The 23,270-nt window shown below is 67.8% G+C and carries 30 protein-coding genes and 2 pseudogenes; 5 read left to right on the top strand and 27 right to left on the bottom strand.

Features of this window, described 5'->3' with window-relative positions; all coding sequences use genetic code 11:
* Nucleotides 1-15: 15 nt before the first annotated feature.
* Both K6T84_RS09325 and K6T84_RS09320 read left to right on the top strand, forming a co-directional pair.
* The gene (locus tag K6T84_RS09325; RefSeq protein WP_224862417.1) at nt 16-951 is read left to right on the top strand and encodes a class I SAM-dependent methyltransferase; all 936 of its coding nucleotides are present in this window, start codon (nt 16-18) and stop codon (nt 949-951) included.
* Nucleotides 951-1,874 (top strand): class I SAM-dependent methyltransferase, encoded by a 924-nt coding sequence (locus K6T84_RS09320; RefSeq protein WP_225400555.1) that lies wholly within the window; start codon nt 951-953, stop codon nt 1,872-1,874. Before K6T84_RS09325 ends, K6T84_RS09320 begins: the two co-directional genes overlap by 1 nt.
* On the opposite strand, the gene K6T84_RS09315 is transcribed toward K6T84_RS09320, so the two are convergent.
* Nucleotides 1,871-3,235, bottom strand: coding sequence for an alkaline phosphatase family protein (locus K6T84_RS09315; RefSeq protein ID WP_225400556.1), 1,365 nt, complete (start codon nt 3,233-3,235; stop codon nt 1,871-1,873). The genes K6T84_RS09320 and K6T84_RS09315 overlap by 4 nt on opposite strands.
* Nucleotides 3,236-3,368: 133 nt before the next feature.
* Here K6T84_RS09315 and K6T84_RS09310 point away from each other — a divergent pair.
* Nucleotides 3,369-4,050 (top strand): annotated as a pseudogene (locus tag K6T84_RS09310) (serine hydrolase).
* Nucleotides 4,051-4,053: 3 nt separating this feature from the next.
* Here the strand turns inward: K6T84_RS09310 and K6T84_RS09305 are convergent.
* From K6T84_RS09305 to K6T84_RS09240, 14 genes are all read right to left on the bottom strand, one after another.
* The gene (locus K6T84_RS09305) at nt 4,054-4,359 is read right to left on the bottom strand and encodes a DUF732 domain-containing protein (protein ID WP_224862421.1); all 306 of its coding nucleotides are present in this window, start codon (nt 4,357-4,359) and stop codon (nt 4,054-4,056) included.
* Between the two features lie 90 nt (nt 4,360-4,449).
* Nucleotides 4,450-6,225, bottom strand: coding sequence for a signal peptide peptidase SppA (gene sppA / locus K6T84_RS09300; RefSeq protein WP_224862422.1), 1,776 nt, complete (start codon nt 6,223-6,225; stop codon nt 4,450-4,452).
* A gap of 96 nt (nt 6,226-6,321) precedes the next feature.
* Nucleotides 6,322-6,765: a 50S ribosomal protein L15 gene (gene rplO / locus K6T84_RS09295; protein ID WP_224865956.1), complete on the bottom strand. Its 444-nt coding sequence runs from the start codon at nt 6,763-6,765 to the stop codon at nt 6,322-6,324.
* Complete coding sequence (gene rpmD, locus K6T84_RS09290; RefSeq protein ID WP_224862423.1) at nt 6,765-6,953, bottom strand: 50S ribosomal protein L30; 189 nt, start codon at nt 6,951-6,953, stop codon at nt 6,765-6,767. Before rpmD ends, rplO begins: the two co-directional genes overlap by 1 nt.
* Before the next feature lie 2 nt (nt 6,954-6,955).
* Entirely contained in the window at nt 6,956-7,630 is a 675-nt protein-coding gene (rpsE, locus tag K6T84_RS09285) for a 30S ribosomal protein S5 (RefSeq protein WP_224865958.1), read from the bottom strand.
* Between the two features lie 34 nt (nt 7,631-7,664).
* Complete coding sequence (gene rplR, locus K6T84_RS09280) at nt 7,665-8,066, bottom strand: 50S ribosomal protein L18 (protein ID WP_224862425.1); 402 nt, start codon at nt 8,064-8,066, stop codon at nt 7,665-7,667.
* 2 nt (nt 8,067-8,068) lie between these two features.
* Nucleotides 8,069-8,608 (bottom strand): 50S ribosomal protein L6, encoded by a 540-nt coding sequence (gene rplF / locus K6T84_RS09275; RefSeq protein WP_224862427.1) that lies wholly within the window; start codon nt 8,606-8,608, stop codon nt 8,069-8,071.
* Nucleotides 8,609-8,621: 13 nt separating this feature from the next.
* The gene (gene rpsH, locus K6T84_RS09270) at nt 8,622-9,020 is read right to left on the bottom strand and encodes a 30S ribosomal protein S8 (RefSeq protein WP_013830245.1); all 399 of its coding nucleotides are present in this window, start codon (nt 9,018-9,020) and stop codon (nt 8,622-8,624) included.
* Nucleotides 9,021-9,039: 19 nt separating this feature from the next.
* Complete coding sequence (locus K6T84_RS09265) at nt 9,040-9,225, bottom strand: type Z 30S ribosomal protein S14 (RefSeq protein ID WP_019737213.1); 186 nt, start codon at nt 9,223-9,225, stop codon at nt 9,040-9,042.
* 4 nt (nt 9,226-9,229) lie between these two features.
* Nucleotides 9,230-9,793, bottom strand: coding sequence for a 50S ribosomal protein L5 (gene rplE, locus K6T84_RS09260; protein WP_224862429.1), 564 nt, complete (start codon nt 9,791-9,793; stop codon nt 9,230-9,232).
* 2 nt (nt 9,794-9,795) lie between these two features.
* Nucleotides 9,796-10,113: a 50S ribosomal protein L24 gene (gene rplX, locus K6T84_RS09255; protein WP_224862431.1), complete on the bottom strand. Its 318-nt coding sequence runs from the start codon at nt 10,111-10,113 to the stop codon at nt 9,796-9,798.
* The gene (rplN, locus tag K6T84_RS09250; protein ID WP_024440402.1) at nt 10,114-10,482 is read right to left on the bottom strand and encodes a 50S ribosomal protein L14; all 369 of its coding nucleotides are present in this window, start codon (nt 10,480-10,482) and stop codon (nt 10,114-10,116) included.
* 325 nt (nt 10,483-10,807) lie between these two features.
* Nucleotides 10,808-11,662, bottom strand: a complete 855-nt coding sequence (locus tag K6T84_RS09245) for a formylglycine-generating enzyme family protein (protein WP_225400557.1) — start codon at nt 11,660-11,662, stop codon at nt 10,808-10,810.
* A 3-nt stretch (nt 11,663-11,665) separates the two neighbouring features.
* Nucleotides 11,666-14,023 carry an arylsulfatase gene (locus tag K6T84_RS09240; RefSeq protein WP_225400558.1) on the bottom strand — a complete coding sequence of 786 codons (2,358 nt, stop codon included), beginning with the start codon at nt 14,021-14,023 and terminating at the stop codon, nt 11,666-11,668.
* Between the two features lie 123 nt (nt 14,024-14,146).
* On the opposite strand from K6T84_RS09240, the gene eccE reads away from it, so the two are divergent.
* Nucleotides 14,147-15,280, top strand: coding sequence for a type VII secretion protein EccE (gene eccE, locus K6T84_RS09235; RefSeq protein ID WP_225400559.1), 1,134 nt, complete (start codon nt 14,147-14,149; stop codon nt 15,278-15,280).
* Between the two features lie 49 nt (nt 15,281-15,329).
* On the opposite strand, the pseudogene rpsQ reads toward eccE, so the two are convergent.
* The 11 genes and pseudogenes from rpsQ to rpsJ all read right to left on the bottom strand — a co-directional run.
* Nucleotides 15,330-15,632, bottom strand: a pseudogene (gene rpsQ, locus K6T84_RS09230) (30S ribosomal protein S17); the annotation flags it as partial.
* Between the two features lie 2 nt (nt 15,633-15,634).
* A complete protein-coding gene (gene rpmC, locus K6T84_RS09225) occupies nt 15,635-15,877 on the bottom strand; it encodes a 50S ribosomal protein L29 (RefSeq protein ID WP_013830257.1) in 243 nt (80 codons plus the stop codon).
* The gene (gene rplP, locus K6T84_RS09220; RefSeq protein WP_024440409.1) at nt 15,877-16,293 is read right to left on the bottom strand and encodes a 50S ribosomal protein L16; all 417 of its coding nucleotides are present in this window, start codon (nt 16,291-16,293) and stop codon (nt 15,877-15,879) included. The genes rpmC and rplP overlap by 1 nt, the downstream gene beginning before the upstream one ends.
* Before the next feature lie 3 nt (nt 16,294-16,296).
* On the bottom strand, nt 16,297-17,157 hold the full coding sequence (gene rpsC, locus K6T84_RS09215; protein WP_225400560.1) for a 30S ribosomal protein S3: 861 nt from the start codon (nt 17,155-17,157) through the stop codon (nt 16,297-16,299).
* Nucleotides 17,157-17,708, bottom strand: a complete 552-nt coding sequence (rplV, locus tag K6T84_RS09210) for a 50S ribosomal protein L22 (protein WP_224862441.1) — start codon at nt 17,706-17,708, stop codon at nt 17,157-17,159. The genes rpsC and rplV overlap by 1 nt, the downstream gene beginning before the upstream one ends.
* The gene (rpsS, locus tag K6T84_RS09205) at nt 17,705-17,986 is read right to left on the bottom strand and encodes a 30S ribosomal protein S19 (RefSeq protein ID WP_006245110.1); all 282 of its coding nucleotides are present in this window, start codon (nt 17,984-17,986) and stop codon (nt 17,705-17,707) included. Before rpsS ends, rplV begins: the two co-directional genes overlap by 4 nt.
* A gap of 17 nt (nt 17,987-18,003) precedes the next feature.
* Complete coding sequence (rplB, locus tag K6T84_RS09200; protein WP_224862443.1) at nt 18,004-18,840, bottom strand: 50S ribosomal protein L2; 837 nt, start codon at nt 18,838-18,840, stop codon at nt 18,004-18,006.
* A gap of 27 nt (nt 18,841-18,867) precedes the next feature.
* Nucleotides 18,868-19,170 carry a 50S ribosomal protein L23 gene (rplW, locus tag K6T84_RS09195; protein ID WP_225400561.1) on the bottom strand — a complete coding sequence of 101 codons (303 nt, stop codon included), beginning with the start codon at nt 19,168-19,170 and terminating at the stop codon, nt 18,868-18,870.
* Complete coding sequence (gene rplD, locus K6T84_RS09190) at nt 19,170-19,820, bottom strand: 50S ribosomal protein L4 (protein WP_225400562.1); 651 nt, start codon at nt 19,818-19,820, stop codon at nt 19,170-19,172. The genes rplW and rplD overlap by 1 nt, the downstream gene beginning before the upstream one ends.
* Nucleotides 19,820-20,473 carry a 50S ribosomal protein L3 gene (gene rplC, locus K6T84_RS09185; protein WP_224862448.1) on the bottom strand — a complete coding sequence of 218 codons (654 nt, stop codon included), beginning with the start codon at nt 20,471-20,473 and terminating at the stop codon, nt 19,820-19,822. The genes rplD and rplC overlap by 1 nt, the downstream gene beginning before the upstream one ends.
* Nucleotides 20,474-20,488: 15 nt before the next feature.
* The gene (rpsJ, locus tag K6T84_RS09180; RefSeq protein WP_003925843.1) at nt 20,489-20,794 is read right to left on the bottom strand and encodes a 30S ribosomal protein S10; all 306 of its coding nucleotides are present in this window, start codon (nt 20,792-20,794) and stop codon (nt 20,489-20,491) included.
* Between the two features lie 369 nt (nt 20,795-21,163).
* On the opposite strand from rpsJ, the gene K6T84_RS09175 reads away from it, so the two are divergent.
* Nucleotides 21,164-21,634: a hotdog fold domain-containing protein gene (locus K6T84_RS09175; protein ID WP_225400563.1), complete on the top strand. Its 471-nt coding sequence runs from the start codon at nt 21,164-21,166 to the stop codon at nt 21,632-21,634.
* A gap of 1 nt (nt 21,635) precedes the next feature.
* Here the strand turns inward: K6T84_RS09175 and K6T84_RS09170 are convergent, their stop codons facing one another.
* Complete coding sequence (locus K6T84_RS09170; RefSeq protein ID WP_225400564.1) at nt 21,636-23,243, bottom strand: carboxylesterase/lipase family protein; 1,608 nt, start codon at nt 23,241-23,243, stop codon at nt 21,636-21,638.
* Nucleotides 23,244-23,270: the final 27 nt, after the last annotated feature.

Raw genomic sequence — 23,270 nt, 5'->3', positions numbered from 1 at the left:
CAGAGAGGTTCGCGAATGCCACGCACCGAGAACGACAGCTGGGATCTGGCCTCCAGCGTCGGCGCCACCGCCACCGCGGTCGCCGCCGGCCGTGCCATGGCCACCCGCGGAAACGGCACTGACCGGCCATTGATCAACGATCCGTTCGCCGAGCCGCTGGTTCGCGCGGTCGGAATCGATTCCTTCACCCGGCTGGCCACCGGCGAGCTCGACGTGGCCGACCTCGCCGACGACGATCAGTCCGGGATCGCGCGGATGGCCACCAATATGGCCGTGCGCACCCGATTCTTCGACGAATTCTTTCTGGACGCGGGCGCCGCGGGCATCCGCCAAGCCGTCATCCTGGCCTCGGGACTCGACGCCCGCGCCTACCGGCTGGACTGGCCGGCCGGCACCACCGTGTTCGAGATCGACCAATCCGAGGTGATCGAGTTCAAGACTCGGGTGCTGGCCACCCACGGCGCCCAGCCCACCGCGGACCGCCGTCCGGTCCCCGCCGACCTGCGCGACGACTGGCCCGCGGCGCTGCGGGCGTCGGGCTTCGACCCGTCCCAGCCGACCGCGTGGAGCGCCGAGGGGCTGCTGGCCTATCTGCCCGCCGATGCTCAGGATCGCTTGCTGGACACCATCACTGCCCTGTCGGCACCGCACAGCCGCTGCGCGATCGAGAACATCGCGCAGCTCGACGAGGCCGGCGAGGAGTCGGCACGCGAGCGCATGCAGGAGTCTGCCGCCCGGATGCGCGACCACGGGGTCGACCTCGACCTGACCGAGCTGGTCTACTTCGGAGAGCGCAATGACGCCGCCGAATACCTCGCGCGACACGGGTGGCGCCTGGCCAGCCGCACCATCAACGAGCTCTACGCCGAGCACGGGCTGCCGCTGCTCGACGGCACCGACGGTCACGCCGGACTGACCTACGTCAGTGCGGTTTTGGGAGGAGGACAGTGATGGAACGCACCGGCGGCGCACGATCCCCTGGGGACACCTGGGACCTGGCGTCCAGCGTGGGCACCACGGCGACCATGGTCGCCGCAGCCCGCGCGCTGGCCAGCCGGGAGGCCGATCCCCTGATCGACGACCCGTTCGCCGCGCCGCTGGTGCGTGCGGTCGGGATCGACTTCTTCAACCGGCTGCTCGACGGTGAGCTCGACCCGGCCGTCGCACAGGACGCCACCACCGCCGCGCGCCCGATGACCGATGTGATGGCGGTGCGCACCCGGTTCTTCGATGACTTCTTCCTCGCTGCCGGCGCGGCGGGCATCCGCCAGGCGGTCATCCTGGCCGCCGGGCTGGATTCGCGGGCCTACCGGCTGGGCTGGCCGCAGGGCAGCGTCGTCTACGAGATCGACCAGCCCGAGGTGATCGAGTTCAAGTCCGCCACGCTGGCCGCCCTGGGCGCCGAACCGACGGCACTGCGCCGCACGGTGGCCGTCGACCTACGCGACGACTGGCCGGAAGCGTTGCGCCGCAGTGGTTTCGATGCGACGCAACCGACCGCGTGGAGCGCAGAGGGACTGCTGGTCTATCTTCCGCCGGACGCGCAGGACCGGCTGTTCGACAGCATCACCGCGTCGAGCGCGCCGGGCAGCCGGCTGGCCACCGAGTACCACCCCGACGGCGCCGCCACACTGGGCGACTCGAACGACTCGGTGGGCAAACGCTTCGCCGAGCACGGCCTGGATCTCGACTTCGCCAACCTGGTCTACGCCGGGGAGCGCAGGCCCGCAGGCGACTATCTGACCGAACTGGGCTGGCAGGTCAGCGGCCGCAGCCGGCTGGAGTTGTTCGAGGCCTACGGTCGCAGGTTCCCCGACGACCCCCTGGTGACGCGGATGCGCAACTCGGTGGCGATCGAGGCCGTTTTCGGCTAGCTCAGGTCGAGGCCGAGCAGGCTCGAGGGGTCGGTGAACTCCGCCGACAACGGCGGGTCGGTCGGCTCGATGGTTCCGACTCCGGTCATGTGCGCGACAACCTGGGCCAGCGCCTCGGTCGCATCCACCCCCAGACCGCCGACGAACTGGACGACCTGCTGAGCGGCTTCGGCCAACCCGCTGACCAGGAATATGTCCTGATCGACGATCCCCTGCAGGTAATCGCTGAGCTGGGTGACGGCTTTGTCGATGAAGTACGGGATGGACGTGAAGACCGTGCGGATGGCCAGCGTGATGTCGTCGCCGATGTTCGGGTAGCCGACCAGCGACATCGCGGCTTGGAGCGCCTGCGCCAGGTCGACGGGCTGCACGATGCTGTTCGTGACGCTCGGGTCGCTGAACATCGAGACACCGTCGAAGTCCGAGCGCATCGGGGCCCCGAAGAGCGCCAGGATCGTCGGCGTGATGTCGGCGATGGAGTAGTTCAGGTTCTGGCTGCCGTCGGTGGCGTCATGGCCGGCCTGATCGAAGATGACGAACTGCTGAGTCTCGTTGGGCGACTGGAAGCCGTGCCCGAACCCCAGCGACTGCTGGTGGCCGTGGTCGGTGGTGATGATGACCGACCAGTCGTCGCCGGTGAGTGCCTTGACCGCGGCCACCGCGGCCAGGATCTGCGCGATGTTGGCTCCGACATTGACGACGGCTTGGGCGTATTCGGGCGACCCGCCGCCGAACCCGTGGCCGGCCTCGTCGACCTGCACCTGGTAGGAGAACAGGAAGCTCGAGATGTCGTCAGGGTTGTCCATGGTCGCCAAGATCTGGGCGACGGTAGCCGCGGTGACCTGCGCGTCGGTGTTGGCCCAGGTGGTGTCGAAGGGGATGTAGGTGCTGCTGTCGGCCCCGGTGCCACCCGCCGTCCCGATGTCGTTGATGTAGTCCCAGTCGGCGATCACCGAGGTATGGATGTCCGGGTTGTAGTGCTCCAGCAGGTTGAACACCGTCGGCCACTTGTCGTACGGGTCGGGGGTGAACAGGTTGTTGATCACACCGTGCTTGTCGTCCCACACCCCCGTGAGGATCGTCGACCAGGACGGACCGGAGATCGTGGTGTGGCCGACCTCGTTGGCGGCGCCGGTGATGCCGTTGTTCATCGCCGTCGTGAAGCCGCTGTCGGGGCCGTTGGCGTACTCGAGGATCTTTGACAGGTTGGTGCCGTCGGTGCCGATCAGCAGGACGTGCTCGGCGGCAAGCCACCAGTCCGCGCTGTGCAGCACGGACAGCGGAGCCCCGATGGCCGCTCCGGTTCCGGCCACCAGGCCCGCGACGGTCGCACCACACAGGAATTGCTTGATAGTCGTCACGATGTGCCTTCCCTCGCCGAGGCTGAACAGCCCATATTCGCGCGATCCTAACAGGGCCCCCAGCGAAAACACAGGTTATTCGACGAATTCACTAACGTGACCTATGGGTAAATCTATGGGATCATGCGCACCGATGGTGCTCAAGGTTGAGGTTCCACCGGACCTGATCGGCGGGGACGTCGATGCGGGCTACGGCAGAGTCGCCGATGCGTTCCGCGCGAACTTCGCGAGCGGCCGTGAAGTGGGCGCAGCGGTGTCGGTGTATCGCGACGGCATCAAGGTTGTGGACCTGTGGGGCGGCTACCGCAACGGCCTGACCGGGGAACCCTGGCAGGCCGTCCGGTTGCCTGCCGGGCGACGTGGACCCCTGGGCGGGCGACTACAACCGCGACGAGGTGCGACGGGTGGAGATCCCGTCGGCCAACGGGATCGGAACGGCCGCGTCGATCGCCCGGCTCTATGGCGCGGCGGCGACCGCGGATACCGCGTTGGGGCTGAGCGCTGGTGTTCGCGACGAACTCGCCGCCGTCCCGGCACCACCGAGTCGCGGCGAACGGGACAAGGTGCTCAAGGTCAAGGGGAGATTCTCGCTGGGGTTGTCCAAGCCCGGGTTCGGCGCGGTCTTCGGTTCCTCGGATAAGGCCTACGGCACACCGGGTTTCGGTGGTTCATTCGGCTTCGCCGACCCCGATAGCGGTGTCGGGTTCTCCTATGTCATGAACCGCCTGGGATTTCACCTCTACAGCGATCCGCGGGAACTCGCTCTGCGCCAGGCGCTGTTCCGGGACGTGTTGGGTGTCCGGCCGCAGGCGTGAGGCTTACATGTGCTCCGGGCAGTAGTGCGCGGTCGAGATCGCGGCGAACTCCCCCGCCTTCTGAATGGTGAAACCGGGGTTGGTGGTCTGCACGGCGACGACGGTGTCCATCGGGGACAGCCCCGCGTCCATCAGCTGGCACACGGCGCGGCCCGCCGAGACGGTGGCCTGGTCGCTGCCGGTGTGGCTCAGCCCCGCACCGGTCAAGGTCGCCAGGAACTGCCCGTCGACACCCGAGGGTGCGGCGTGAGCGGGGGCGGCCAAGCCGACCATTGCACTCAGACCCGCCAGCAGCAGTAACCGTTTCATGCCGCTAATCATCGGCAGCGCTGGTTACCGATGTGTTACCGAACTTTTTCTGCCACGAAAGAGTTTTGTTGAATCCGTGTTACGCCGCGCTCACCAGTGCGATTCGCCGATCCACAGCACCTGCGCCCCGCCCAGCGAGCGTTCGGCCTGCTCAACGACCCCGACCAGCGACCGCACCAGCAAGCTGCCGACTGCCTCGGTCAAGCCCCCCGCCGGCTGCGAGGACTGCCGCGGCCGGATGAACTCCCACACCGACGACCCCGGGTAGGACACCGTCCTGACCTGGGCATCGGTGTCCAGCCCGGCAAGCTCCTTGGCCCGGCGGATCGCGCTGCGCAGGCCACCGAGCTCGTCGACCAGGCCTCGTTCGGCCGCATCGGCGCCGGTCCACACCCGCCCGCGGGCCACCGCGTCCACCTGGTCGGTCGACAGGTTGCGGCCTTGGGCGACGCGTGTCACGAAGTCGTCGTAGAACAGGTCGGCTTCGCTTTCGACCTTGCCCTGCTGTTCGGCGGTGAACGGGGCGTTGATCGACCAGGCGTCGGCGTTGGCACCGGTGCGCACGGCGTCGGTGCCCACCCCGAGCCGGTCCTTGAGCTCGCGGGCGACCAGCTTGCCGGTCACCACCCCGATCGAGCCGGTGATGGTGCCCGGGTTGGCCACGATGGCGTCGGTGGCGGCCGAGATGTAGTAGCCGCCGGAGGCGGCCACCGCACCCATCGACGCCACCACCGGTTTGCCGGCCTCCCGGGCCTGCTGCACGGCCCGCCAGATGGTCTCCGAGCCGGTGACCGACCCGCCGGGACTGTCCACCCGCAGCACGATCGCGGCCACGTCGTCGTCGGCGGACGCCTCGCGCAGTGCCGCGGCAATGGTGTCGCCGCCGACGTTGCGATTGCCCAACGGCGACAGCTGTGGGCCGCCGGAGCCGCTGACGATCGCGCCGGCCACCGTCACCACCGCGACGGCCGGCTTGGCTTTGCGACCCGGGATGGGAGGTGTGGGCACCGTCGGACGCCCGGCCGTCGCGTTGGCGTAGCGCGTCACGTAGAGCCGGGGCGGGGCATCCGGGCCGTCGGCGCTACCTTCGCCGCCGGCCAGCTCGGCGATCCGGTCGTAGGCCTCGTCGCGGAATCCGATCCGGTCGATCAGGCCGGCGGCCACCGCGTCGTCGCGCAGCAGCGGCGCCCGGTCGGCCAAGGCGTCGAGACCGTCGGCCTCCAGCTTGCGAGATTCGGCGACAGCCGCCCGGACCTGAGCGTGCAGGCTTTCCACCAGCGCGGTGTCGGCTTCGCGGTGCGCATCGGTGTAGGAGTCCTCGGTGAACATGTTGGCGGCCGACTTGTATTCACCGCGCGCCACGAACTGCGCCTCGATCCCGACCTTGTCCAGCGCGGTGCGCAAGAACGTCGCGTTGGTGGCGAAGCCGATCAGCCCGAGTGTCCCCGAGGGCTGCATCCACACCTCGCCGAACGCCGACGCCAGGTAATAGGACAGCGTGCCAGGGTATGTCTCGGCCCAGGCCAGCGACGGCTTGACGGCAGTGAAGGCGGCGATCGCAGCCCGCAGCTCCTGCACCGGGCCCGGCGCTGCCGCCGAAAGTTGCACCCGTGCAATCAATCCGGCCACCCGAGGGTCTTCGGCCGCGCGGTGGATCGCGTCCACCACGTCGCGCAGCACCGGCGGCTGCCCGCCAGACCGGATCAGCGCCAGCGGATCGAAGGCACCGGTCTCATGCGGCAGCGTCTGCAGGTCCAGCTCGAGTACGACGCCGGCGGGCACGCCGTGGTGGCGGGCGGTGTCGATACGACGGGCGACGCCGCGCAGGTCGTCGAGGCCGGGCAGTCCGGGCAGCAGGGAGAACATGAAATTCACCCTACCGGTGACACCGGACCTGCCCACCAGACGCCAAAGCCCCCACACGCCAGGCGTGCGGGGGCTTTCGCGACTGCTCGCGGAAGGCTACAGCTCGGTGACAGAGCCTCCGGCCGCGGTGATCTTGTCGCGGGCACTGCCGCTGAACTTGTGCGCGGTGATGTCGACCTTGACAGCCAGCTTGCCGTCGCCGAGCACCTTGACCAGCGTGTTCTTGCGGACGGCGCCCTTGGCGACCAGCTCGTCAAGGCCGATGGTGCCGCCGGCCGGGAACAACCGGTTGATATCGCCGACGTTGACGACCTCGTACTCGGTGCGGAACCGGTTGCGGAAGCCCTTCAGCTTGGGCAGCCGCATGTGGATCGGCATCTGCCCACCCTCGAACCGGACCGGAACGTTCTTGCGGGCCTTGGTGCCCTTGGTGCCGCGGCCCGCGGTCTTACCCTTCGAGCCCTCACCGCGACCGACACGGGTGCGCTTGGTCTTCGACCCGGGTGCGGGGCGCAGGTCGTGCAGCTTGATAGGCGTCATCATTCCTCCCCAGCCTGTTCAACTTCTACGAGGTGGTGCACAACCTTGATCAGGCCACGGGTCTGAGGGTTGTCCTCACGCACCACCGACTGGCGGATCTTGCGCAGGCCCAGGGTGCGCAGGCTCTCGCGCTGCTTCCAGCGGGCACCGATGATGCCGCGGACCTGGGTGATCTTCAGGTTTGCCATGATTACGCCGTGCCTTCCCGCGCCGCCGCGGCAGCCAGGGCTTCGCTCTCGCGACGCGCCTTGAGCATGGCGGCCGGCGCCACATCTTCGATGGGCAGGCCACGACGGGCCGCCACCTCTTCGGGGCGCTGCAGCAGCTTGAGCGCGGCTACGGTGGCGTGCACCACGTTGATCGCGTTGTCGCTGCCCAGCGACTTCGACAAGATGTCGTGCACGCCGGCGCATTCCAGCACCGCACGCACCGCGCCACCGGCGATCACACCGGTACCGGGGCTGGCGGGACGCAGGAACACCACACCGGCAGCGGCCTCGCCCTGCACCGGGTGGGTGATGGTGCCACCGATCAGCGGCACCCGGAAGAAGCCCTTGCGGGCCTCCTCGACACCCTTGGCGATCGCGGCCGGCACCTCCTTGGCCTTGCCGTAACCGACACCGACCAGGCCGTTGCCGTCGCCGACGATCACCAGCGCGGTGAAGCTGAACCGGCGGCCACCCTTGACCACCTTGGACACCCGGTTGATCGCGACGACGCGCTCCAGGTAGTTGCTCTTCTCGCCATCACGGCTATCACGTCCACCGCGGCCACCGTCGCGGCCGCCACGGCCACCCCGGTTGTCTCGGTTGTCGCCGCGGTGACCCGTGTCGGGACCTGCCGAGGCTGTCGGCTGCTCCGCCATCATGCGGTCCTTCCAGTCATGTTCACGTCAGTCATCAGAACTTCAATCCGCCCTCGCGCGCCGCGTCCGCCAGCGCCGCGATCCGCCCACCATAGGTGTAGCCACCCCGGTCGAACACCACGGTGTCCACGCCGGCGGCCTTGGCACGCTCGGCGATCAGCTGGCCGACCCGCACGCTGTGGGCCTTCTTGTCGCCGTCCACGCCACGCACGTCGGCCTCGATCGACGACGCCGCTGCCACGGTGTGGCCGGCCAGGTCGTCCACCAACTGGACGTGGATGTGTCGCGAGGAGCGGTGCACCACCAGGCGCGGACGCTCGGCGGTGCCGGACACCTTCTTGCGCAGTCGCGCGTGCCGGCGGATCCGGTGCGTGCGCCGAACCTCGGAGACGTTCTGCCCGACGGGCTTGCGGTCCGTTGCTTGTGATTGCGCCATGGCTACTTACCTGTCTTTCCGACCTTGCGGCGAACCTGCTCACCCTCGTAGCGCACGCCCTTGCCCTTGTAGGGGTCGGGACGGCGCAGACGACGGATGTTCGCCGAGATCTGACCGACCTTCTGCTTGTCGATGCCCGAGACCGAGAACTTGGTGGGCGTCTCCACCGCGAAGGTGATGCCCTCCGGGGCCTTGATCAGCACCGGGTGGCTGTAGCCCAGGGCGAACTCGAGGTCTGAGCCCTTGAGCACCACGCGGTAACCCACGCCGAAGATCTCCATCTTGCGCACGTAGCCCTCGGAGACACCGGTGACCAGGTTGGCCAACAGGGTCCGGCTCAGGCCGTGCAGTGACCGGTTGCGGCGGTCGTCGTCCGGCCGGGTCACCACGATCGCGCCGTCGTCGTTGCGGGCAACGTTGATCGGCTCGGCGACGGTGAGCTCAAGGGTGCCCTTGGGCCCCTTGGCCGAAACGTTCTGACCATCGATGGTCACGTCGACCCCGGCGGGAACCGGGACCGGCTGCTTACCAATACGCGACATGTCTGCTACTCCCTCACCACACGTACGCGAGGACTTCGCCGCCCACGCCCTGTCTGGCCGCCTGACGGTCGGTGAGCAGACCCGAAGACGTGGAGATGATCGCCACGCCCAGGCCGCCGAGCACCCGCGGCAGGTTGGTCGACTTCGCGTAGACCCGCAGTCCGGGCTTGGACACCCGGCGCAGACCGGCGAGACTGCGCTCCCGGTTCGGGCCGTACTTGAGGTTCACCACCAGCGCCTTGCCCACCCGGGCGTCTTCGACGTGGTAGTCGGTGATGTAACCCTCGCGCTTGAGGATCTCGGCGATGTTGGCCTTGATCTTCGAGTGCGGCAGGGTCACTTCGTCGTGATACGCCGAGTTGGCGTTACGCAGACGCGTCAAGAAGTCCGCGATCGGGTCCGTCATAGTCATTTAGGCTGCTCCTCCACCCTCACCAGCTGCTCTTCTGCACACCGGGCAGCTCGCCGGCGTGCGCCATTTCGCGCAGGCAGATTCGGCACAGGCCGAACTTGCGGAGCACCGCGCGCGGACGGCCGCACTTGTTGCAGCGGGTGTAGGCGCGCACCGCGAACTTGGGCTTGCGGGCCGCCTTGTTAACCAACGCCTTCTTCGCCATCAGGTCACTTCTCCTTGAACGGAAAGCCGAGTGCCCGCAGCAGCGCTCGTCCTTCGTCGTCGTTCGTCGCCGAGGTGACGACGGTGATGTTCATGCCGCGCGGGCGGTCGATGGAGTCCACGTCGATCTCGTGGAACATCGACTGTTCGGCCAGGCCGAAGGTGTAGTTGCCCGAGCCGTCGAACTGCTTGGGCGACAAGCCGCGGAAGTCGCGGATACGCGGCAGCGCGATCGAGGTGAGCCGGTCCAGGAACTCCCACATCCGGTCGCCGCGCAGTGTCACACGGGCACCGATCGGCATGCCCTCGCGCAGCTTGAACTGGGCGATGGACAGCCGGGCCTTGCGGATCTCGGGGCGCTGACCGGTGATCAGTGCCAGGTCGCTGACCGCGTTGTTGATCAGCTTGGCGTCCCGGGCGGCTTCGCCGACACCCATGTTCACCACGACCTTGACCACGCCCGGGATCTGCATCACGTTGGCGTAGTTGAACTCTTTGTTCAGCGCGTCACGGATCTCTTCGCGGTAGCGCAGCTTCAGCCGCGGCTGGGTCTTCTCTGCAGTAGTCATCCCTAGATGTCCTTGCCGTTGCGCTTGGAGACGCGAACTTTCTTGCCGGTCTCGGCGTCCACCCGATAGCCGATCCGGGTGGGGTTGCCGTCGGAGTCGACGACCATCACGTTCGAGACCTGGATCGGGGCTTCCTGGGTGACGATTCCGCCCGAGGACGCGCCGGCCTCATTGGTCGAGTTCGCGACGTGCTTCTTGATCCGGTTCACGCCCTGCACCAGGACCTTGTTGCGGGCGGGGAATGCCTTGAGGACCTTGCCCTTGGCGCCCTTGTCCTTGCCGGCGATGACCAGCACGGTGTCGCCCTTGTGGACCTTCATTTACAGCACCTCCGGGGCCAGCGAGACGATCTTCATGAACTTCTTCTCGCGCAGCTCGCGGCCGACCGGCCCGAAGATGCGGGTCCCGCGCGGGTCGTTGTCGGCCTTGATGATCACCGCCGCGTTCTCGTCGAACTTGATGTAGCTGCCGTCGGCGCGGCGACGCTCCTTGACGGTGCGCACCACAACGGCCTTGACGACATCACCCCGCTTGACGTTGCCGCCCGGGATGGCGTCCTTGACGGTCGCGACGATGACATCACCGATGCCGGCATAGCGACGCGACGAGCCGCCGAGCACCCGGATGCACAAGATCTCCTTGGCGCCGGTGTTATCGGCGACCTTCAACCGCGATTCCTGCTGAATCACCAGATCTCCTCAATAAATCGGGTCGACGCGCGGCATGGCGGTACCAGCCGGAGTCTCCCCGGACGTGCGTGGTCTTGCAGTTCTTACGGAGCCGATGAGCACGCAGGGCCAGCTCGCACTGGCCGAGGTCTGCTCACGGCAACCCCTAGAGCTTAGGCGACGTGCCGCCCAGGACCAAATCGCTGCCTATTCCAGGCTCCCCCCTCGCCGAGCGTGCAGAAACGTCCACCTCGACCTGGCTTTTGCCGGACCTTTGTGCACGGTCGCGGGGGTGGGGGTGGGCTCTCGCGGGGGTGGGGGTGGGCTCGCGGGGGTGGTGGGTGGGCTATCCCGCCGCGCAGCGGAACCCGATGTGGCTGGTGGCGGTGTCCTGCGACTGCGGGGACCGCGCCGCCGGCCGGTAACGGTGGCAGTACTCCGGCGCGCACAGGTGGGACCCGCCCTTGAGGGCCTGACTCACGCTCGGGTCGGCGGGGCCGGTCGGCGCGCAGCAGGACTTCGCCGGCGTGTCGAGTCGGTGATGGCCGCTGAACTCGGTGGCGGTCCACTCCCAGACGTTGCCGATCATGTCGGCCAGCCCCCAGCCGTTCGGCGGGAACGTCCCCACCGGCGACGTCCCGGCCCAGCCCCGGGCGCCGTCGTTGCGATGCGGAAACGCACCCTGCCAGGTGTTGGCCATCACCACTCCCCCCGGCTTCTCCTCGTCCCCCCACGCGTAGGTGCTCGCGGCACCGCCGCGCGCGGCGTACTCCCATTCGGCTTCGCTCGGCAGCCGCCGCCCGGCCCAGCGGGCGTAGGCCGCGGCATCCGGGTAGGCCACCTGGACCACCGGGTGATCGCCCTTGGCGGTCAGGTCACTATCGGGCCCCAGCGGATTCCGCCAGTTCGCCCCGGGCACCCACCGCCACCACTGTCGCCAGTCGGTCAGGTCGACCGGCCCGGTGGTCGGGGCGAAGACCAGCGCGCCCGGTTCGGCGCGGTACAGCTTGGCCTCCTGTTCGGCAACGGTCACATACCCGGTGGCAGCGACGAACTCGGCGTACTGGTCATTGGTCACCGGGTGTCGTTCGATCCCGAAGGCCGCCACCGCCACGGTGTGGATCGGGGCCTCCTCCGGATAGAAACTCGTCGAGCCCATCCGAAATACCCCACCGGGGATCTCGACGAGTTCGGTCAGCACGCTTCAGTCCCGCGAAAACGCTGCAGCCAGACTACGTTTCACGTCCAGGTACGGCTCACCGCTGACGTCGACGGCGACATCGGCAATGGTCCCCCCGGTGAACGCGAACGGCGCCCGGTACGCCGACGACACCGCCTGGCCGGTGTTGCGCCCGACGCTCACTCCACCACCAGCCAGCGCGAACGCCCCCGGCTGGACGATCATGTCCGCAAGCGTGGCGACCACGGTGTCATCGATGTAGAGCGAGCCCTCCCCCACCGGCGTGTGGCTTCCCTCGACAGTGCCGGTGCGCTCGAACCGAACACCGAACGTGTGCTGCCCCAACGGGATCGGATCGGGCGACGACATCCACTGTTCACGCTCACCGAGGAAGTTGTAGACGTAGTGCAGCCGGCCGTCCTGGGCGAAGAGGACATGGCCGCCGTGCCGGGCGCCCTGCTTGAACAGCACGCCTTCGGCCGCCGCGTCGGACACGTCGACCCGCGCCAGCACCGTGAAGGACCGGCCGCGCAACTCCACGCAGGCCCCGAGCGGCACCTCGGCGGTGTGCGGGTAATAGGTGTAGCCGGTGCGGTCGCCGGACAGATACGGCCGCGTCCGGCCGGTCATCTCAAAGATGTTGAGGTCGGCCAGCGGCAGCCCGTTGTATTTCTCGGCTTCGGAAAACCAAAGTCGCTGAAGTTCTCCCAGCTTCTCGGGATGTTCGGCGGCCAGGTCTCGGCACTGACTGCGGTCCTCGGCGATGTGGTAGAGCTCCCAGTGGTCGGCGTCGAAGTGACTCCAGCCGGACGGGGTCGCCGCGTGCACGGTGTTGGCGAACCAGCCGCGATGCCAGATCCCGCGGGTTCCCAGCATGGAATAGAACTGGGTGTGCTTGCCGGTGTCGACGGTCGGATCATCAAGTGCGGCTTTGAAACTGACACCTTCCAGCGGACGTTGGGCGATGCCGCGCACCGTCTCGGGCGGGGTGATACCCAGCAGGTCATACACCGTCGGGGTCACGTCACACACGTTGACGTAGGCATCGCGCACCTCACCGCGGGCGGCGATTCCGTTGGGCCAGCTGACGATCGCCGGGTCGGCGATACCTCCCTCGTGGGAGGCGTAGCGTTTGTAGAGCTTGTAGGGCGTGTTGAACGCCATCGCCCACCCGATCGGGTAGTGGTTGTAGGTCTCCGGGCTGCCCAGCTGATCGAAGAGCTTCATCGCCTCGGAGACGGTGTCGATGTAGCCGTTGAAGAACTTGTTCTCATTCGGCGAGCCGTTGGGCCCGCCCTCACCGCTGGCCCCGTTGTCGGAGATCACGACCACGATGGTGTTGTCGAGTTGGCCCGACTCCTCCAGGTAGTCCAGGATCCGGCCGATCTGGGCGTCGGTGTAGCTCTGGAAGCCGGCGAACACCTCGGCCATCCGGGCGAACAGCCGCTTCTCGGTGTCGTCCAGGCTCTCCCAGGGCCGCACCGTGTCCAGCATCGGCCAGGGCTGCCCGTCGGCGCTGGTGACGTCGGCATAGGGGTTGATCTCGGAGAGTTCGGTGTCCGGCGGAACCAGACCCAGTTCCTTCTGGTTGGTCAGCACGATCTCTCGATACTTCTCGTAGCCCATGTCGAAGCGGCCGGCGTAGCGGTCCGCCCATTCGGTGAACACATGGTGCGGGGCATGGCCGGCGCCCGGGCACACGTAGCCGAACCAGGGCTTGTCGGGCGCGATGGTCTGCGCGTCGCGAATGAATTCGATTGTCTTCTCGGCGATGTCCTTGGACAGGTGGTAGCCGTCCTCGGGTGTTGCCGGCGGCTCTACCGGGTGGTTGTCGTAGACCAGATCCGGATACCACTGATTCGTCTCGCCGCCCATGAACCCGTAGAAGCGATCGAACCCCCGCTGGGTGGGCCAATGTCGCCGGGTGGCGGCCACGTTGGACTCCTCCAGCGGCGTCAGGTGCCACTTGCCGACGCAGAACGTGCTCCAGCCCGCTTCGCCCAGGACCTCCGACAGCAGTGCGGTCTCGAACGGTATGCGTCCGCTGCAGTTCGGGAAGCCGTCGGTGAACTCTTCGATGGTGGCCATACCGACGCTGGTGGCGTTGCGGCCGGTGAGCAGTGCCGCCCGGGTCGGGGAACACAGTGCGGTGGTGTGGAATTGCGACAGTCGGATGCCGCGCTGCGCGATCCGGCTCATGGCCGGCATCTCGACCAGCCCACCGAAGCAGTCCCAGGTGGCGATCCCGGTGTCGTCCCACACCAGGTAGAGCACGTTGGGCGCGCCATCGGGGGCACTCGGCGCGGCGAACGGACCCCAGTCCGGTTCGGAGTCCCGGATGTCCAGTTCGATCCTGCCGTTGAAGCCGTTGATCTTCGTCATCGCCTACTCCGCTGCCAGCCCCCAGCCCGCTCAGAGACTACCGGCTCGGGCCCCTTCGAGCAGGGTATGTTTGGCTCGCGCCCCGGTTGGTTACCCCAGCACGCGACACCTCGGGGGGAACACATGAGAGCGCAGCACACGTTTGGGTTGAATCTGTCCTGGATGCGGGTCACCACGGTATTCCTCATCGACCTGGGGATCCTGGCGATCGCCCGGCACTGGCCTGATCAACTCGGGTCTGCCGCCCGAGCGTGGTGGCCCGGGGTCGGTCTCGCCGCTCTGGTTTCGCTGGCCGCGCTGATCACGCATCGGCGGGTGCCGCTGACGACGGTGGCGGCCGCACGGCTGGCCGATCGATTCGCTGACCCGGCGACTCTGTTGACCCAGGGCCGCACCGCGGCATTCGATCACCGCCGCCGCTACAGCCGCGACGTCGTCGGCGTCCGGGCGTACCGGGGCCGTCTGGTCACCGTGATCGCCGCCGCGCCAACACCGCCCTCGCAGCATCGTCGGGGACCTGAACCGGTGACGTCGCTGCCGGCCGGCCTGATCGCCGAGCACCTGCGCCAGTTCGACGTTCGGTTGGACAGTATCGACGTGGTGTCGGTGCACACCGGTGAAATCGATGTCCTGGCGACCGGCAACACCTGGCTGATCCTGCGGATGGATCCCATGCACAACACCGACGCGGTCGCCGTCCGCGACTCGGTGGCCGCCACCCTGGCCGCGGCCACCGAGCGACTGGCCCACGACTTGCAGGAGTGCCACATCGACACTCGTGTGCTGGAGGCGGCCGAGTTCGACCAGGTCGACGCGGCCGTGTTGGCCGGCCTGCAACCCGCCCGGATCCGCCGGCGGCGGCGCCGGCTCAAGCAGCGACAACCCGAGGGACCCAAGCACTTTGCGACCACCTTCTGGGTGTCGCCGCGCGACATCGACTCGGCCAATCTGGAGCAGCTGTGGGAACCCGACGTCGACGCCACCGCGGTCACCGTCCGGCTGGCGGCGCAAAGAGGTCGAACCGAGGTGTCGGTGCTGGCGCGCTACCACAGCACTGGCCGGCTGCGACGTAAGGCCTGGGCGGGGCTGAACCGCTTCAACGGTCGTCAGTTGGCCGCCCTGCGCAGCAGCCTGCCGACTCCGACGCGCCGCATCCTCGCAGTTCCCGCCCGGACCCTGGAGCGTGACGAGGCGCTGGCGGTGCCACTCGGTCCAGCGGCCCGAGAACCGTTGGCACGGATCGAAGTACCGGCCTGACCCGCGAAACGACAAAGCCCCGCCGAAGCGGGGCTCTACCGTCAAAAAACTACTTGGCCTTCTCCAGGATCTCCACCAGGCGCCAGCGCTTCGTCGCCGAGAGCGGGCGGGTCTCCATCAACGAGACGCGGTCGCCGATACCGGCGGTGTTGTTCTCGTCGTGCGCCTTGACCTTCTTGGTGGTCCGGATGATCTTGCCGTACAACGGGTGCTTCATACGGTCTTCGAGCTCGACGACGATGGTCTTCTCCATCTTGTCGCTGACCACGTAGCCGATCTGCGTCTTACGGCGGCCCCGCGGCTTCTCCGTGCGGGGAGTGTGCTTGGGGCCCTTGGCCTGTGCCGTCTCTGCCATTACGATGCCTCGCCTTCAGAACCATCGGGACCGGACGCCAGGCCCAGTTCCCGTTCGCGCAATACGGTGTAGATGCGCGCGATCTGGTGGCGCACCGTACGGAGCCGACGGTTGTTGCTGAGCTGCCCGGTCGCCATCTGGAAACGCAGGTTGAAAAGCTCTTCCTTGGACTCGCGCAGCCGCTCCACGAGCTCGTCGGCGTTCAGCTCGCGCAGTTCGCCGGCGGTAACTCCCACTGCCATCAGAACTGCTCCTCTCGGGTGACGATGCGCGCCTTGATCGGCAGCTTGTGGATCGCCCGGGTCAGTGCGGCGCGGGCGATGGCCTCATTGGGGTAGCTCAGCTCGAACAGCACCCGGCCCGGCTTGACGTTGGCGACCCACCACTCCGGCGAACCCTTACCGGAACCCATGCGGGTCTCGGCGGGCTTCTTGGTCAGCGGGCGGTCCGGGAAGATGTTGATCCACACCTTGCCGCCACGCTTGATGTGCCGGTTGATGGCGATACGAGCGGACTCGATCTGCCGGTTGGTGACGTAGGCGTGCTCCAGTGCCTGGATGCCGTACTCACCGAACGTCACCGCGGTGCCGCCGCTGGCGATACCTCGCTGTTTCGGGTGATGCTGCTTGCGGTGCTTGACCTTACGGGGAATCAACATGACTTAGCTCTCCGTGCTCTGCGTTTCGGTGCCCGACTCCGGGGCTGCCGCAGCGGCTTCGGCGATCGGCTCCACAGCCTCAACGGCCTCGGTGCCTTCAGCCGCGGCGCGGCCGGCGTCGGTGCTGGTCGCGGTGGTGCCCGCCGAACCGCTGCGACGCGGGCGGGTGCCCGTCGGCCGCTCCCGGCGGGGACGGTCGGCGCCGGACGGTGCGGCGGCGGCCAGCTCACGCTTGCCACCGACCACGTCACCCTTGTAGATCCAGACCTTCACGCCGATCCGGCCGAAGGTGGTCTTGGCCTCGTACAGCCCGTAGTCGATGTCCGCGCGCAGCGTGTGCAGCGGCACCCGGCCTTCGCGGTAGAACTCCGACCGGCTCATCTCGGCGCCGCCCAGACGACCCGAGCACTGCACCCGGATGCCCTTGACGTTCGGCTGACGCATCGCCGACTGGATCGCCTTGCGCATCGCGCGGCGGAACGCCACACGGTTGCTCAGCTGCTCGGCCACACCCTGTGCGACGAGCTGGGCCACGGCCTCAGGCTGCTTGACCTCGAGGATGTTCAGCTGGACCTGCTTGCCGGTCAGCTTCTCCAGGTCCGCGCGAATCCGGTCGGCCTCGGTGCCGCGACGGCCGATGACGATGCCCGGCCGGGCGGTGTGGATGTCGACGCGAACGCGGTCACGGGTGCGCTCGATGGTCACGTCGGCGATACCGGCGCGCTCCAGACCAGTGGAGAGCAGCCGGCGGATCGCCACGTCTTCCTTGACGTACTCCGCGTACTGCTTGTCGGCGTACCAGTGCGACTTCCAGTCGGTGGTGATCCCGAGTCGGAAGCCGTGCGGGTTGATCTTCTGGCCCATTACTCTGAGCCCTCCTTCGCGTCGGACGTCTCAGGCGCCTTCTTGGCTTTAGTCTTCTCGGCGGCCTTCGGCGCCGCAGCCTTCTTGGCGGATGCCTTCTTGGCCGGCGCCGCGGTCCCCTTGCCGGAGGCGGCCTTGCTGCCCTGGGCACGACGCGCCCGAGCGGCGCTGGCGGACTGCGCCGAGCCACCCTTCACCGGGCGGCTCTCCACCACCACGGTGATGTGGCTGGTGCGCCGACGGATCCGGTACGCACGCCCCTGGGCGCGCGGCTTGATCCGCTTGGCGGTGGGTCCCTCGTCGGCGAACACGGTGGCCACTACGAGAGTGGCCGGGTCCAGGCCGTCGTTGTTCTGGGCGTTGGCGGCCGCGCTGGCGATCACCTTGGCCACCGGCTCGCTGGCCTGTTGCGGCGCCCAGCGCAGGATGTCCAAAGCCTCGGACACCGACTTGCCGCGGACCAGGTTGATCACCCGGCGGGCTTTGCTGGCCGAGATACCCACATGGCGGGCCTTGGCGACAGCTGACGGAAATTCAGTGGTGGCACTCACCGGCGCTTAGCCTTCCGGTCGTCTTTGATGTGTCCCTTGAAGGTGCGCGTCGGGGCGAATTCGCCGAGCTTGTGCCCGACCATCGACTCGGTGACGAATACCGGGACGTGCTTGCGGCCGTCGTGAACGGCGAACGTGTGCCCGATGAAGTCCGGGATGATCGTCGACCGTCGCGACCAGGTCTTGATGACCTGCTTGGTGTTCTTCTCGTTCTGGACGTCGACCTTCTTGAGCAGATGGTCGTCGACGAACGGACCCTTCTTGAGGCTGCGTGGCATCGCTTTCCCTCCGATTCCTAGCGCTTCTTGCCGGTGCGCCGGCGTCGGACGATGAGCTTGTCGCTGGGCTTGTTCGGCCGGCGGGTGCGACCCTCCGGCTTACCCCACGGGCTGACCGGGTGCCGGCCGCCGGAGGTCTTGCCCTCACCACCACCATGCGGGTGGTCCACCGGGTTCATCACCACACCACGGACGGTCGGGCGCTTGCCCTTCCACCGCATCCGGCCAGCTTTACCCCAGTTGATGTTGGCCTGCTCGGCGTTGCCCACCTCACCGACGGTGGCGCGGCAACGCACGTCGACTCGGCGGATCTCGCCGGAGGGCATACGCAGCGAGGCGTAGGCGCCTTCCTTGCCCAGCAGCTGGATGCTGGACCCGGCCGAGCGGGCCATCTTGGCGCCGCCGCCGGGGCGCAGCTCCACGGCGTGCACCAGGGTGCCGGCCGGGATGTTGCGCAGCGGCAGGTTGTTGCCGGGCTTGATGTCGGCGTTGGCGCCCGACTCCACCACGTCACCCTGCGACAGACCCTGCGGGGCGATGATGTAGCGCTTCTCGCCGTCCAGGTAGTGAAGCAGCGCGATGCGGGCGGTGCGGTTCGGGTCGTACTCGATGTGCGCGACCTTCGCGTTGACGCCGTCCTTGTCGTGGCGACGGAAGTCGATCACCCGGTAGGCGCGCTTGTGGCCACCGCCCTTGTGCCGGGTGGTGATGCGGCCGTGTGCGTTACGACCACCGCGGCCGTGCAGCGGACGAACCAGCGACTTCTCCGGGTGGGAGCGGGTGAGCTCAGCGAAATCGGAGACGCTGGCACCGCGACGACCCGGGGTCGTCGGCTTGTACTTGCGGATTCCCATGTCAGTTAGATCTCTCTCTCACTCCGGTCAGGCCGGTGCGGCGAACAGGTCGATCGGCTTGCTGCCGGGCGCCAGGGTCACGATGGCGCGCTTGGTGTCCTTGCGCTTGCCGTAGCCGGCCCGGGCGCGCTTGCGCTTGCCCGGCCGGTTGGCGGTGTTCACCGAGCTGACCTTGACGGAGAAGATCTTCTCGATGGCGATCTTGATCTGCGTCTTGTTCGAGTCCGGGCGCACGATGAACGTGTACACGTTGTCCTCGATCAACCCGTAGGACTTCTCAGAGATGACCGGCGCGAGGATGATGTCGCGGGGATCGGTGATGGTCGCCATCAGGCCGAGACCTCCTGCTTGGTGTGCGACTCGATGTACGCGTTCAACGCCTCAACGCTGAAGATCACGTCGTCGGCACGCAGCACATCGTGGGTGTTGAGCTGGTCCGGCGACAGGATGTGCACGCCCGGGAGGTTGCGCACGCTCTTGGCGCCGGTCTCGTCGGCCCGGCCGATGACCACCAGCACCTGCTTGCGGTCGGTGATCGTGCCCAGGAACGCCTTGGCGCTCTTGGTCGACGGGGTCTGTCCGCTCACCAGTTCGGTGACCGCGTGGATGCGGCCGTTGCGCGCCCGGTCCGACAGCGCACCGCGCAGGGCGGCGGCGATCATCTTCTTCGGGGTGCGCTGGCTGTAGTCGCGCGGCTTCGGGCCGTGCACCACACCACCACCGGTGAACTGCGGGGCGCGGGTCGAACCCTGACGGGCGCGTCCGGTTCCCTTCTGGCGGTAGGGCTTACGGCCACCACCGCTGACCTCACCACGGGTCTTGGTCGAGTGGGTGCCCTGACGAGCCGCGGCCAGCTGCGCGATGACCACCTGGTGCATCAGCGCGATGTTGGCCGGAGCATCGAACAGCTCGTCGGGCAGCTCGATCGAGCCGCTCTTCTTGCCGTCCGGGGCCTTGACGTCAATCTTGATGGCAGCCATTACTTCTCACCCTTTTTGATCGCGCTGCGGACCAGAACCAGCCCACCGTTGCGTCCCGGAATGGCGCCCTTGATCAACAGCACACCGTTCTCGGCGTCCACCTTGTGCACCACCAGGTTCTGGGTGGTGACGCGGTCGTTACCCATCCGGCCAGACATCCGGGTGCCCTTGAAGACGCGGCCCGGGGTGGAGCAGCCACCGATCGAGCCGGGCCGGCGGTGCACCGCCTGGGCGCCGTGACCGGCTCCCTGACCGCGGAAGCCGTGCCGCTTCATGGTGCCGGCGAAGCCCTTGCCCTTGGAGGTGCCGGTGACGTCGACGAACGCGCCGTCGGCGAAGATCTCGGCGGTCAGCTCCTGGCCGACTTCGTAAGTCGCGGCCGCTGTTTCGTCGGCAAGACGCAACTCGACGAGGTGACGACGGGGATTGACACCCGCGGCGGCGTACTGACCGGTGACCGGCTTGTTCACCTTGCGGGGGCTGATCTCGCCGTAGGCGAGCTGCACGGCGCTGTAGCCGTCGCGTTCGGGGGTGCGGATGCGGGTGACCACGTTGGGCCCGGCCTTGACGACCGTGACCGGCACGACCTTGTTGTTCTCGTCGAACACCTGCGTCATGCCCAGTTTGGTACCCAAAATACCTTTGCGTGCCATGGTTTTTCGGTGCTCCTACTGGATGTTTACGTCGACGCTGGCCGGCAGATCGATGCGCATCAGAGCGTCAACGGTCTTCGGCGTGGGATCGAGGATGTCGATCAGGCGCTTGTGGGTGCGCATCTCGAAGTGCTCCCGCGAGTCCTTGTACTTGTGCGGAGACCGGATGACGCAGTAAATGTTCTTCTCGGTCGGCAGCGGCACCGGGCCCACCACGCTGGCACCGGTCCGGGTGACGGTCTCGACGATCTTGCGCGCCGAGGCGTCGATCGCCTCATGGTCGTAGGCCTTGAGCCTGATGCGGATTTTTTGTCCCGCCACGCTTCTACTACCTCACTCGTACCTGGGGCCCGTCTCCGGACCCGCCCTAGCCGATCCTCGGCCCAATCGGGCCGGGGCATTCGGATGCTTGCCGCCGCTGTTTACCTGTCCTGGTCCACCGGTCCCCGCGGTCGGGCGTGTCGCCCGTAGCGGCCTCGGTGCACGGTGAAAAGCTCCGCGCTGCGAGAGTGGGACCGGACGCGCCCGGGTGGGCGCTGGTCGTATGCCCGGCCAGGGGCAACCCCGGCGCAGGCGAACCTGAACAGTATGCCCCAGATCGGGTCAGCGGCCAAATCTCGGCCCGGACGACTGGGAGACGCCGGTGTAACCAGGCAGAAACATCATCTTACTTTTGAGTAAGGTGGCGGGATGACCTCAAGCAGCACCTATCAAGCCTGGAAACGCCTCGCCGGCCTGCCCGGCGGCACCCGGCTGTTCTCCGCCGCGGCGATGGCCCGGGTGCCCTACTTCGCCTCGGTGTTGCCGCACGTGGTCCGGATGGAGCCCGGGCTGGCCGAAGTGTTGGTGCCCAAATGGCCGTTCGTCTACAACCACCTGCACACCGTGCACGCGATCGCGTCCTGCAATGCCGCCGAGGCGGCGATGGGGATGCTGATGGAGGCCACCGTGCCGACCAGCCACCGCTGGATCCCCAAGTCGATGAACGTGGCCTACCTGGCCAAGGCGACGACGTCGTTGCGGGCCACCGCGCGACTGGAGGCGCCGGACTTCGCGTCGATCAGCGAGGGCACCGATGTGGTGGTGTCGGTCAGCGTCACCGACAAGTCCGGCGCCGAGGTGGTGCACGCCGACATCACGACCTGGGTCACGCCGGCCTGAATTACCGGATACCCGCCCAGAACGCGCACTGATGCTGGGTGGCGAAGTCGGTGACCATCTTGTTCCCGTCGGTCCGCAGCGCCATCCATCCCCCGGTCCCGATCTCGGGCCATTCGGGCTGGCCCACCCCGACCGGTGCACCGGTGCCGACGAATCCGGTCCAGTACTCGATCATCTGGTCGGACAGCCGGCGCTGGTCGGGGTTGAGCGGCGGCGCACCACCGACGTCGAACAGATAGCGCATCTCCAGCGAATGGGTGGAGCCGATCTTGAACGGCACCTGGTCGTAGATCTCCGGTGCCGGGGCGTGCGGGTCGTCGAACTGGTAGCCGTACACCGGTGCGCCGCCGGTCAATCCGTCGGTTATCCGGTCGGCCACGCACGCGAAGATCTCGTCGGTCGCCACGGCCGCGTACGCCAGCGAGGTGCTGCCGCCGAATCGGGCAGGCGGATAGTGCTCGGCGACCGCGGCGCTGTCGGACGGCCCGAAGCGGTCGCCCAGCTCGTCGGAGTATTCCGCCGCGGTGATCTCACGCCCTTCCCGCAGATAGCGCAGCGCGACGAACAGGGTGAACTCTTCGCGGTTGATGCCCACCAACACCGGCACCCTCGCAGCGGTACCGTCGGCGAACACGCGCATCGGATCGGTTGGCAGCGAAGGGGTTCCTATCACCGGGCCGCTGAGCCGGTCGGTGCCGAACCGGGCGTACCACAGCGGCTTGGCAAACCGGTCGGCCGGCAGCGCCCGCAGGCACTCGGCGATGCCCCTGCCCGCCGGATCGGCGCACCCAAGCGATTCGGTGTACTCGCGGCTGATTCGACGGGCCTCGGGCACCTCGACCTGCTCCGCGCACGGCCCGCTCTGGATGATCGCGGCCCGGAACAGTCCGGCCGAGTCCGGCGCAGCCAGGTGATCGCAGACCGACATGCCACCGGCGGATTCACCGGCGATGGTGACCTTAGCGGGGTCGCCACCGAACTCGCCGATGTTGTCGCGCACCCAGCGCAACGCCGCCTGTTGATCGGCCAGACCGTAGTTGCCGACCTCACCGAGTGCGGGGTCGGCCAGAAAACCCAAGGCGCCCAGCCGGTAATTGATCGTGACCACCACGACGCGGCCGCGGTCCACCAGGCGTTGTGCGCCGTAGATGTCGCCGGCTCCGCGCATGAAACTACCCCCGTGGATCCACACCATGACCGGCAGCGGCTGCGCCGATGATCCGGTCGGCGTCCAGACGTTGAGCGTCAGGCAGTCCTCGCTGATCGGGTCCACCTCGGCGGTGTCCGGCTGTATGCACCACGGTCCGGGCCTGGCCGCGTCACGCACGCCCGGCCAAGCCGACATGGGCCCCGGCGGCTGCCAGCGCAACGGCCCAACCGGCGGCGCCGCGTAGGGAATCCCCTGGAAGAGCCGGTGATCCGGCCCGACGACGCCGCGCACCAACCCGGTGCCGGTCCGCACCACGTCGGCGTTGAGCGCGACCGCGCGGCCGGGGACGCCGGGTTGCGACTGTGCGCCGTCGGACTCGGCGCACCCGGCGGCCAGCACCAGGGCCAGCACCGAGGCGCCGGCCCGCAGGCCCGCGCGGCGCCACGATCCGATCGACATGACCGATGAGCTTAATCGGGCCGAAAA

Source organism: Mycobacterium zoologicum (assembly GCF_020181635.2).
Classification (GTDB): Bacteria; Actinomycetota; Actinomycetes; order Mycobacteriales; family Mycobacteriaceae; genus Mycobacterium; species Mycobacterium zoologicum.
The sequence above is the reverse complement of the archived record's forward strand: the minus strand, read 5'-3'. Positions and strand labels throughout refer to the sequence as shown.